The organism is Streptomyces sp. NPDC048473 (genome assembly GCF_043200155.1).
Lineage (GTDB): Bacteria > Actinomycetota > Actinomycetes > Streptomycetales > Streptomycetaceae > Streptomyces.
In genome coordinates this window covers 1-10,406 of sequence record NZ_JBICXE010000108.1, presented here as the reverse complement: position 1 = coordinate 10,406, position 10,406 = coordinate 1, and the positions used below count along the sequence as shown (strand labels likewise).

Annotated in this window: 12 protein-coding genes; 2 read left to right on the top strand and 10 right to left on the bottom strand. The window is 69.1% G+C overall.

Annotated features, from left to right (window positions below; genetic code table 11):
* Positions 1 to 90: 90 nt before the first annotated feature.
* The gene (locus ACGFU7_RS46715) at positions 91 to 990 is read right to left on the bottom strand and encodes a Gfo/Idh/MocA family protein (protein WP_393704777.1); all 900 of its coding nucleotides are present in this window, start codon (positions 988 to 990) and stop codon (positions 91 to 93) included.
* An 84-nt stretch (positions 991 to 1,074) separates the two neighbouring features.
* On the bottom strand, positions 1,075 to 2,286 hold the full coding sequence (locus ACGFU7_RS46710) for an FAD-dependent monooxygenase (RefSeq protein ID WP_393704776.1): 1,212 nt from the start codon (positions 2,284 to 2,286) through the stop codon (positions 1,075 to 1,077).
* Between the two features lie 76 nt (positions 2,287 to 2,362).
* On the opposite strand from ACGFU7_RS46710, the gene ACGFU7_RS46705 reads away from it, so the two are divergent.
* Together ACGFU7_RS46705 and ACGFU7_RS46700 are read left to right on the top strand one after the other, a co-directional pair.
* Positions 2,363 to 3,028 (top strand): TetR/AcrR family transcriptional regulator, encoded by a 666-nt coding sequence (locus tag ACGFU7_RS46705; protein ID WP_393704774.1) that lies wholly within the window; start codon positions 2,363 to 2,365, stop codon positions 3,026 to 3,028.
* A gap of 75 nt (positions 3,029 to 3,103) precedes the next feature.
* Positions 3,104 to 3,550, top strand: coding sequence for a hypothetical protein (locus ACGFU7_RS46700; RefSeq protein WP_393704773.1), 447 nt, complete (start codon positions 3,104 to 3,106; stop codon positions 3,548 to 3,550).
* Positions 3,551 to 3,604: 54 nt separating this feature from the next.
* Here ACGFU7_RS46700 and ACGFU7_RS46695 read toward each other — a convergent pair whose 3' ends face one another.
* The 8 genes from ACGFU7_RS46695 to ACGFU7_RS46660 form a co-directional block, all read right to left on the bottom strand.
* Positions 3,605 to 4,090, bottom strand: a complete 486-nt coding sequence (locus tag ACGFU7_RS46695) for a hypothetical protein (RefSeq protein ID WP_393704771.1) — start codon at positions 4,088 to 4,090, stop codon at positions 3,605 to 3,607.
* 168 nt (positions 4,091 to 4,258) lie between these two features.
* Entirely contained in the window at positions 4,259 to 4,942 is a 684-nt protein-coding gene (locus ACGFU7_RS46690; RefSeq protein WP_327276471.1) for a uracil-DNA glycosylase, read from the bottom strand.
* Between the two features lie 87 nt (positions 4,943 to 5,029).
* Positions 5,030 to 6,610 carry an ABC transporter substrate-binding protein gene (locus ACGFU7_RS46685; RefSeq protein ID WP_393704769.1) on the bottom strand — a complete coding sequence of 527 codons (1,581 nt, stop codon included), beginning with the start codon at positions 6,608 to 6,610 and terminating at the stop codon, positions 5,030 to 5,032.
* 118 nt (positions 6,611 to 6,728) lie between these two features.
* Complete coding sequence (locus ACGFU7_RS46680) at positions 6,729 to 7,484, bottom strand: SDR family oxidoreductase (protein ID WP_393704768.1); 756 nt, start codon at positions 7,482 to 7,484, stop codon at positions 6,729 to 6,731.
* Positions 7,485 to 7,504: 20 nt separating this feature from the next.
* Positions 7,505 to 8,266 (bottom strand): 3-oxoacyl-ACP reductase FabG, encoded by a 762-nt coding sequence (fabG, locus tag ACGFU7_RS46675; protein ID WP_356329631.1) that lies wholly within the window; start codon positions 8,264 to 8,266, stop codon positions 7,505 to 7,507.
* A 235-nt stretch (positions 8,267 to 8,501) separates the two neighbouring features.
* Positions 8,502 to 8,885 carry a DUF3037 domain-containing protein gene (locus ACGFU7_RS46670; RefSeq protein ID WP_393704766.1) on the bottom strand — a complete coding sequence of 128 codons (384 nt, stop codon included), beginning with the start codon at positions 8,883 to 8,885 and terminating at the stop codon, positions 8,502 to 8,504.
* Positions 8,882 to 9,739, bottom strand: coding sequence for a HipA family kinase (locus tag ACGFU7_RS46665; protein ID WP_393704765.1), 858 nt, complete (start codon positions 9,737 to 9,739; stop codon positions 8,882 to 8,884). Before ACGFU7_RS46665 ends, ACGFU7_RS46670 begins: the two co-directional genes overlap by 4 nt.
* 141 nt (positions 9,740 to 9,880) lie before the next feature.
* The gene (locus ACGFU7_RS46660) at positions 9,881 to 10,288 is read right to left on the bottom strand and encodes a hypothetical protein (RefSeq protein WP_393704763.1); all 408 of its coding nucleotides are present in this window, start codon (positions 10,286 to 10,288) and stop codon (positions 9,881 to 9,883) included.
* Between the last annotated feature and the right edge of the window lie 118 nt (positions 10,289 to 10,406).

Genomic DNA, 10,406 nt, shown 5'->3' with positions numbered 1-10,406 from the left:
CCACCTGGGCCATCGTCCCCAACACCGCATAGCAACAAGGGGCACCCCTGCCGGGACGCCCCTCCAACAACCAAGATCTTCATCGGCCTTCTAGGCGCAGTCCAGGTCGCGCAGGATGCGCTCGCACAGCTCATGCGTCTGCAGGGCGTCCCCGGCGCTCAGCACCTTTCCGGCCCGCACGGCGTCCAGGAAGGACAGCACGCTCTGCTCGATGCCGCGCTGGCGGGCCACCGGCACCCAGTCGCCGCGCCGCCGTACGCTCGGCTGCCCCTTGTGATCGATCACCTCGGCAAGGTTGACGACCTCGCGCTTGGAGTCCTGGCCCGAGACCTCCAGCCGTTCCTCGGTCGACCCGCTGAGCCGGTTCATCGCGCCGATTGCGGTGAATCCGTCACCGGCCAGCTGCAGCACGACATGGTGCATCAGACCGTCGCGGATCCTGGCCTGTACGACGGTGTGCTCGACCGGCCCCGGCGCCAGGAAGCGCAGGGTGTCGACGACATGGATGAAGTCGTCGAGCACCATGGTGCGTGGGTCCTCGGGCAGGCCCACCCGGTTCTTCTGCATGAGGATCAGCTCGCGCGGGTGCTCGGCGCACTGCGCGTAGCCGGGCGCGACCCTGCGGTTGAAGCCGACGGCGAGGCTCACCCCGCGCTCTTCGGCAAGGCTCACCAGCCTCTCGGAATCGGCGAGTTCATAGGCCAGCGGCTTGTCGACGTACGTGGCGACGCCGGCGTCCAGCAGCAGGCCCACGATCTCTGGGTGGACGGCGGTCGGGGCGTGGACGAACGCGGCATCCAGGCCCTCGGCGAGCAGCGATTCGAGGTCGGTGTGGCGTTGCCCTGACGGGATCCGGTGGGTCTCGGCGACCGCGGTCAGGGTGGCGGGGGTACGGGTCTGCAGATGCAGTTCAACCCCGGGCAGGGTCGTCAGAACCGGCAGATACGCCTTCTGCGCGATGTCGCCGAGCCCGATACAGCCGACCTTCACAGGGGTCTCCCTCTCACTGTTCAGCGCCGGCCGGCGCGGTGTTCACCGGGTGAGGGTGCCCCGTCGAGCTCTTCGAGCCGATGTCTACCGCGGTGACCTGTGCGCGTCCTTCGTCCGGGCAGCATACGTGTGCTGCGGTGGCTGCCAGTCCGCGATGCCGTCGAAGGTGCGCAGGACGAGAGTGGGCCCGAGCCGCGAGACGGTGGACATCAGGGCGTCGCGCAGCGCAACGGCCGGGGCACTGGTCAGGCGCATCAGCCGGGAGGCCTGTGCGGCCTTGCGGACGATGGCCGATGTGCGGGGCAGCCGGTCGGCCGTGTACGCCGCCAGACCCGCGCCGAGGTCCCCGCCGGGCGTCACATGGTGGGCGAGCACGATCGCGTCCTCGACGGCCTGGTTGCCGCCCTGGCCGAGGCTGGGTGCCATGGCGTGGGCGGAGTCGCCGACGAGGACGGTGCGGCCCCCGTGGAAGGACGGCAGGGGGTCGGTCAGCTGGTACACGTCGTTGCGGAGTACCTGTCCGGACTCGGCGGCGGCGATGATCGAGGGGATCGGGTCGTGCCAGTTGCCGAACCGGCGCATCAGCTCCGCCTTCTCGTCGTCGGCGGCACGGGCTCCGGCGGGGGCGACGGCGGCCCCGTAGGCGTAGATCCGGCCGTCCTTGAGGGGCTGGGTGCCCCAGAGTGCGCCGCGCCCCCAGGTCTCGTGCGGGGCGAAGGGCCGCTCGGGCGTGGGGACGACGATGCGCCAGGTGGTGAATCCGGCGTACGAGGGTCCGGGGTGCGCCGGGAAGAGTGCGCCGCGTACGCCCGAGTTGATGCCGTCGGCACCGATGACGAGGTCGGCCTCGATGTCCCCGGCCGCCGTCCGGACCACGGCGCGCGCACCATCCACGGCTCCCGGGTCCAGCAGTTCCGCGGCGGCATCGGTACGGACGGTGGAGTCGGGCAGCCGGGCCACGAGGCGGTCGACGAAGGTGGCCCGGTGCAACAGGACGATGGGGCCGCCGAACCGCTCGGTCGCGGCAGCGCTGTTCGTACGGGAGAGCCAGCGGCCGCTCGGCTTGCGCATACCTCCCTCCCCCTGCCAGGCGGCGAGGGACCTGATCTCGTCGCCGAGGCCGATGACGTCCAGGGCGCGATGGGAGTTGGGAGCCAGGGCGATACCGGCGCCCACGGGTTCCAGGGAGGCCCCGCGCTCCAGAACGGTGACCCGCCAACCGCACCCGTGCAGGGCCACCGCCGCGGTGAGGCCGCCGATTCCGCTGCCGATGACGACGGCATGGGGGTTCTCCATCACTCCTCCTCGAAACTACATCTGTAGTGGCAGATTCACCGTACTACAGCTGTAGTACGAACGGTAGGTTGGCTCCATGGCCACACGCACCACCGGCACCTCCCGGGCCGATCTCATTACCGATGCCGCCCTCGCGCTCCTCGCCGAACGCGGGATGCGCGGCCTGACCCACCGCGCGGTGGACGAGCGCGCCGGACTCCCCCAGGGTTCGACGTCCAATTACGCACGCACCCGGCAGTCCCTGCTGGAGGTGACGGTGCGACGGCTGGCGGAGCGCGAGGCGCGGGTGCTCGCCCCCGGTGAACTTCCGGTTCCGGGCGCCGGCAGGACGGACGGCCCGGAAGGCGGTTCGGGCGACGGTGCGGAGAACGGCCCGCACATCGGTCCGGAGGCGCTGATCGCCGGTCTCGCGCTGGCCCTGCACCGGTATCTCACCCGCCATCCCGAACTGCTCATCTGCCGCTACGAGCTCGCCCTTGAGGCCACCCGCCGCCCGGAGCTGCGTGAGTTCTTCGACGCGACGGGCCGGCAGTTCCGTGAGCCGCTGATGGCGCTGATGACGGCGGCCGGGTCGGCCGAGCCCGAGCGGCACACCCTGTCCCTGGTGGCCTGGTGCGAGGGATTGATGTTCTCGTGTGCCGCGGGGTCGTACCACCGCTCCGTACCGACCGAGGAGGAGCTGCGCACCGGCTTCACCGAACTGCTGCGCGGGATGCTCGGATCGCAGGGGGCATTGCGCTGACCGGCGTCACTCGTGCGGGCCAATCCCGGCTCCCCGGCTCACTCAAAGCCGGGTACACACAGCAGAGTTGATCAGGTGCAACGAACCAGAATCACCGTGAAGCTCCTGGTCGGCGTGGCGGCCGCGACACTGTCCGGCTGTGTGTCCGTGGCGCCGCAGCCGGACGTTCCGTCCCGGACCGGGACCAACAGGCCCGCCCAGGACCTGGCGCCACAGATCGTACGGCCACCGGTCCACGACAGCCTGGGAGTCGTACCGGCCCCCGATCCGTCCGCATCCGCCCCGGCGCCCGGCGCACCGCCGGACACCCGCCACGCCGCACCCCGCCCACCGCAGCAACGGGAGCACCCCGGGGCGGCGCAGCCCCGGCCGCGTCAGGCCCCGCCCGCCGTGACCGCGCCCGTCCCGGCCCTGCCGGCCCCCGTCACCGGGAAGGACGTCTGCGCACTGGGACGGGGTTACGGGCACTGGCCCGCGGGCAGCCCGGAGTCCCGGATCTGCGAGAAAACCTACGGCCGCTGAGCCCTGCAGGAGAGAGACGAGCGGGTGGCCCGTCCGCCGCGGACGGGCCACCCCTCACAGCTCCCGCAGCCTCAGCTCCAGCCGCGCGATCGCCGCGCGCACCCCTCCCCCGTATCCGTCGTCCGCCCCGTCGTCCGCAAGCACACCTGAGGCGGCGCGCGCCCGATCCAGATGGATCCGGGCCGCCTCGGGGCGGTGGAGCTTCACATAGTCCGCCGCGAGATTGAGGTGGAGCGAGGGATAGAACGCCCGCGCCGCGAGCGCATCCGAGTGCTGTGCCGCGCGCTCGTCGGTCAGGCTGCCGGCCGCGGTCAATGCCCTCAGGTCCCAGGCCAGCTCATCACCGGGGTCGTCCTGCGTGTCGGCCATGTAGTGGGCGAGGGTGCACCGGTGCAGGGCGTCCCCGTCCTCGCCGATCTCCGACCAGAGCACGCCGAAGCGGTTGCGGGCCTCCTCCCGGTCGCCGCCGTGCAGCAGCATGATCGCCTGGCCGATCCTGGTCATGACGGCATCCTTCGCCGCCTCCCGCTGCTCCGTCACTGCGGCCTCCCTGTCCACGTGCACCCGTTTCCGTTCGACGCTAGCCGCAGCCGCGCTCATTCCCGCTGAGGCTCGGGCGGGCGTCCCGGACCTGTCCACCGGGCGCGCGCCCCCGGCCCGGACCTGTCCGCCGGGCGCTGGCCGCAGGACCGGGCCGAAACCGCAGCGTCAGCCCAGGTCGGGGATGCGCCAGTCGATGGCCTCGTGCCCCTGCGCCGCCACCGCCTCATTGATCTGGGTGAACGGACGGGAGCCGAAGAACTTCTTGGCGGACAGCGGTGACGGGTGCGCCCCCTTCACCACCACATGGCGCTCCTCGTCGATCAGCGGAAGCTTCTTCTGCGCGTAGTTGCCCCAGAGCACGAAGACCGCCGGATCGGGCCGCGAAGCGACCGCGCGGATCACCGCGTCGGTGAACTTCTCCCAGCCCTTGCCCTTGTGCGAATTCGCCTCGCCCGCGCGCACCGTCAGCACTGCGTTGAGCAGGAGCACGCCCTGCTCGGCCCACGGCATGAGATACCCGTTGTCCGGGACCGGCAGGCCGAGCTCCTCCTTCATCTCCTTGTAGATGTTCCGCAGGGAGGGCGGCGTCTTCACACCCGGCCGCACGGAGAAGCACAGCCCGTGCCCCTGCCCCTCCCCGTGATACGGGTCCTGACCGAGGACAAGGACCTTCACCTTGTCGTAGGGCGTGGCATCCAGGGCTGCGAACACCTGATCGCGCGGCGGATAGACCGGCCCCTTGGCCCGCTCCTCCTCGACGAACTCGGTGAGCTCCTTGAAGTAGGGCTTCTGCAGCTCTTCGCCGAGGACGCCGCGCCAGGACTCGGGCAGCAGGTCGGTGTCGGTCACGTCAACAACCTCCGGTAAGTAATCAGTTCTTCGACCGAGAACCTACCGGGGGCCACTGACAACGGACCCTGCGAGCCCTTCCGGGGCCTACCAGCTGGCCTTGCGGTACAGCTCCCACATCTGCATGACCGTCTGCGGGTCCAGGGCCCGCTCGCCGCCGCCGATGTCCTCGCCCGCCGCGACGTACAGCTTGCCCTGCCACAGCGGCAGCAGCCGCACGTCGTCGACCAGGATCTGCTGGGCCCGTTCGAACTGCTTGCTGACCGCGCCCCGGTCGCTCTCCTTGCGGGTCTGCGGCAGCAGCTGCTCGGTGATCTCGCTCTTCATGTACGGCATCCCGGTGACGCTGTCCTTGCCCACGAACGGGGCGATGAAGTTGTCCGGGTCCGGGAAGTCCGGGAACCAGCCGCGGCCGAAGACGGGGTACTGGCCCTTGGTGAAGCCTTCCTGGAACTCCTTCCAGGGCTTGCTCTTCAGCGTGATCCTGAACAGCCCGGAGGCCTCCAGCTGTCGCTTCAGCTCGTCGAACTCGGGGGCCGTGGAGGAGCCGTACCGGTCGGTCGTGAACCAGAACGTCATGGCGACGGGCTCGGTGATGCCCGCCTTGACGAGGATCCGCTTCGCCTTGTCCTTGTCCGGGTCGCCGTAGGTGTCGAAGAAGCTGGTGGTGTGTCCGGCGATGCCCTTGGGGACCATGGAGTACAGCGGCTCGGCCGTCCCCTGGTAGACCTTGGCCACCAGGGCGTCACGGTCGACGAGCTGGGCGATGGCCCGCCGTACGGCCACATTCCCGGCGGCCGGATCCTCGGGGTTGAAGACCAGGAAGCGGATGTCCGCGCCGACCGTCTCGACAATCTGCAAATTGCTGTTCTTGTCCTTGTTGTCTTCCAGATTGACGACCTCCTCGGCAGTGAGTCCGCGGTAGATCGCGTCGATCTCGTTCTTCTTCAGCGCCGCGACCACGGGGGCGGATTCCTTGAAGTACCGGATGGTCACAGCATCGTTCTTACGGTTGGCGAAACCCTTGTAGTCCGGATTCTTCACCAGTTCGGCACGGTTCCCCGGCTTGTACGAATCCAGGAGATAGGGGCCGGATCCGGTGACCTTTCCGTCGGTGCGGACCTTGTGCTTCGAATAGTCGCTGGGCGCCACGAGCGACATCGCGGGCGTGGCGAGGATGAACGGGAAGGTGGCGTCCGGCTTGGTGAGATGGAAGACGACGATGTCGTCGCCCCTGGTCTCGATCCGGTCGAGCGAGCCGAGCATGCCGACAGGGCCGCCCTTGACATTGATGGCCGTGATCCGGTCCATGGAGTACTTCACGGCCTCGGCGTCGAGTTTGTCGCCATTGGAGAACTTCAGGCCCTTGCGGAGTTTGCACCGGTAGGCCGTGCTGGTCGTGTCGGTGAACTTGCACCATTCCGCTGCATCGGGCTCGGGGCTGGTGCTGCCGGTGGGGAAGCTCACCAGGGTCTGGAAGACATTCCGCATCAGTTCCCAGGAGTTGTCCCACGCCGCCGCCGGATCGAGGGTGGAGGGCTCGCTGGTCGTACCGACGACTATCTTCTGCTCCGTTTTCGAGCCGCTGTCGGAAAGAAGTCCGCAGCCTGCCAGCAGAGATAGGGAAGCAAGGACTGCAGCGGCCTGCAGACTGGCCCGGTAGAACACGTGAACGCTCCTCGATCAGCCATGGGTCGGCAGACCATACCGCAGTGCCCCGTCGGGTCAATCCACGGGCCCGACGGGGCACTTGAGTCAATCAGGGCCAAACCCGCTCAGGCCGTTCTCAGCTCACGCCCGCATTCAGGAAGATTCCGCCGTCGACCACCAGGGTCTGTCCCGTGATCCAGTCGCTCTGGCTCGATGTGAGGAACGCGGCGGCGCCGCCGATGTCCTCCGGAACCCCCAGCCGGCCGAGCGGATAGGCCGCGGCGGCCTCCGCCTCGCGGCCCTCGTACAGCGCCTGGGCGAACTTCGTCTTCACGACCGCGGGGGCGATCGCGTTGACCCGGACGACCGGCGCGAACTCGTGCGCAAGCTGAAGGGTCAGATTGACCATGGCGGCCTTGCTCATGCCGTACGCGCCGATGAAGGGCGAGGCGGAGATACCGGCGACCGAGGCGATGTTGACGATCGCCCCGCCGTTCTCCTTCTGCCATGCCTTCCAGGTCTGCTGGGCGAAACCGAGCGCCGAGATCACATTCGTCTCGAAGACCTTGCGCGCGACATTGAGGTCGAGCTCCGCGATCGGGCCGAAGACCGGATTCGTACCGGCGTTGTTGATCAGGAAGTCGACACGGCCGAACGCCTCCATGGTGCGCTCGACCGCCACCACCTGGTGCGCCTCGTCGTGCGCCTTGCCCGCCACGCCGATGACGCGGTCGGCGCCGAGCCGCTCGACGGCCTCCTTGAGAGCGTCCTCGCCGCGCCCGGTGATGCACACCCGGTCGCCGCGCGCCACGAGCGCCTCGGCGATGCCATAGCCGATGCCCCGGCTCGCGCCCGTGATGAGCGCGACCTTTCCACTGTCCTGCACAGTCATGATGTCCGTAACCCTTCGGGTCAGTTGAGCGGTCCGCCGGCGACGTACATGACCTGGCCGGAGACGAAGCCGGCCTCGTCGCCCGTGAAGAAGGCGATGGCGTTGGCGATGTCCTCGGGGCGGCCGACGCGCTGCACCGGGATCTGGGTGGCGGCAGCGGCCTGGAACTCCTCGAAGCCCATGCCGACCCGGGCCGCGGTCTGGGCTGTCATCTCGGTGACGATGAAGCCGGGTGCGACGGCGTTGGCCGTGATGCCGAACTTGCCGAGCTCCTTGGCGAGGGTCTTGGTGAAGCCCTGCAGACCGGCCTTGACGGCGGAGTAGTTGGCCTGGCCGCGGTTGCCGAGCGCCGAGGAGGAGGAGAGCGAGACGATACGGCCGAACTTGGCGTCCACCATGTGCTTCTGGACGGCCTTGGCCATCAGGAACGCGCCCTTGAGGTGCACGTTCATCACGGTGTCCCAGTCGGACTCGCTCATCTTGAAGAGCAGGTTGTCGCGGAGCACGCCCGCGTTGTTGACGAGGATCGTCGGGGCGCCGAGCTCGGCGGCGACCCGCGCGACCGCGGCTTCCACCTGGGCGCTGTCCGACACATCACAGCCGACGGCGAGGGCGGTGCCCCCGGCGGCGGTGATCTTCTCGACGGTGTCCTTGCAGGCCGCCTCGTCGAGGTCGAGTACGGCGACGGCGCGGCCCTCGGCCGCCAGGCGTACCGCGGTGGCGGCGCCAATGCCCCGCGCCGCTCCGGTCACGATGGCGACGCGCTGCTCGGTGGTGGACATGCTTGGTTCTCCTCGCCCTTGGATCGCGGCTCAGCGGACGTCGGGGCACCCCCGGCACGGAACCTTCGCGTGCGCGGAGCCTCCCCGATAACTGAGCAACCGCTTAGTACCTTCAGCAGACGAGACGCTAGAAGCCCTGGCACTCGGTGTCAACGGCCCACGGCCGCAGGGGCGCATGTCACACCCGGCGGCGCCGCTGCCGCAGTGGCTGCGGGCGGCGCCGCGGGGCGGCGGATCAGCGCACCAGCAGGTCGAGCAGCCGCTCGACCTCGGCCTCCGGGTCGGTCGTGAGGCCGCTGTGCACGGGGCTCGGCTGGACGACGGTGGAGCGCGGGGCGATCAGCCAGCGGAAGCGGCGGCCGGCGTCGTCGCGGGCCGCCTGGCCCGCGTCCGTACCGCCGCGGCACACGCCCTCGACGGCGTGCAGGGCGGCCCGTACACCGACCACGTCGGCGGTCGGGTCGAGGGCCTTCAGCTTGGTCTCGTCGAGATGGGTACGGGCGGCGACGAAACCCTGCGCGTGGCAGTAGACGACCACGCCCGCGTTGAAGAACTCGCCGCGCTGCACCCGCGGCACCACGCGCAGCAGCGCGTATTCGAAGACATCGCGCTTGATCACCGCTGGCCGTCCTTGTCGTTCTTCTTCTTGGTGGGGTGCGGCCAGGGGGCGAGGTGTTCGGTGAGCCAGCCGGGGGCCTGGGACGGCTTGGGCTCGGTGGGGCCCTCCATCGTGATCCGCTCATGAATGGTGGCGGCACGCGGCAGCAGCGCCTCCACATAGGCGCGGCGCAGCTCGTCGGTGGAGTCGAAGCCGGGCTCGTCCACCAGCCACTCGTCGGGAACATCGGCCGCGACCTCGGTGAGCAGCTCCTCGGTGACCAGCGGGGCAAGCTCGGCGGCGGCCGCCGCGACATCGGGGGCGAACGGGGCGAGCGCGTGATCCGAGGCGTTGTACGGCTTGGCGGCGGAGACCTGTGCGCCGGGCCAGTTGTGGTGCCAGATCATGGTGGCGCCGTGGTCGATGAGCCACAGGTCGCCGTGCCAGATCAACATGTTCGGATTGCGCCAGGACCGGTCGACGTTGTTGATCAGCGCATCGAACCAGACGACACGCCCGGCTTCCCGCGAGTCCACCTGGTAGGCGAGCGAGTCGAAGCCGATCGAGCCGGGCAGGAAGTCCATCCCGAGATTGAGCCCGCCGCTGGCCTTCAGGAGCTCCTGCACCTCCTGGTCGGGCTCGGCGAGCCCGATGACCGGGTCGAGCTGGATCTGTACGAGGTCGGGGACGCGAAGGCCGAGCCTACGGCCGAGCTGTCCGCAGATGACCTCCGCGACCAGTGTCTTGCGGCCCTGTCCGGCGCCGGTGAATTTCATGACGTACGTGCCCAGATCGTCGGCCTCGACGATCCCGGGGAGCGATCCACCCTCCCGCAGGGGCGTGACATAGCGGGTCGCGGTGACTTCTGTCAGCATTTCCCCAGGCTATACGGACCGGCTCCCTGGAGATCCACGGACCGGTGTCAGGGCCATACAGCCTGAGGAATCACCCCGATCAGCCCTGGGGAGAATCTGGGGAGTTTTGGCCGACGGCCCGCTCCCCGAGGAAGCCGTCGATCACAGCCCGGCCCCGATTCCCGGCATCCGGCATGAAGTGCGCGTAGTAGCCAAGCGTAATCGACGGCGATGAGTGCCCAACCGCTGGGCCAGGGTGACGACAGACTCGCCTGCCTCCAACATGACCGAGGCATAGGTGTGCCGCAGCGCGTGGAAACCGTCCTTTGGAGCTGCAGCCCACTGCCAGGGCTTGGCCCCCTGAGGCCGCTGGGGGATGACCTCAGCCTTGGCCGGAGCAGGCTTCCACGTATAGGTGTTCCATGTATTGACGGCGATGGCGTTGCCAAATCGGGTGGTGAGCAGCAACGAGAACGTTTCCGTCGGCCTGTCCTCTCCTGGCCGCCCCCAGGGAAGCTCGACCGCCACGGGCGGGAAATCCTTCACATGCCTTTTCAGCTCTTCAGCCACAGACGGCGGCATGTCAACCATTAGGAGCGGTGGGTGAGTCTGGGGTGGAGCCGGTCCCAGGCCCGGGCGATGGCGGTGCCGTAGAGGCGGGTCCTGGTCACCGTCTGCGCGTCGGGTG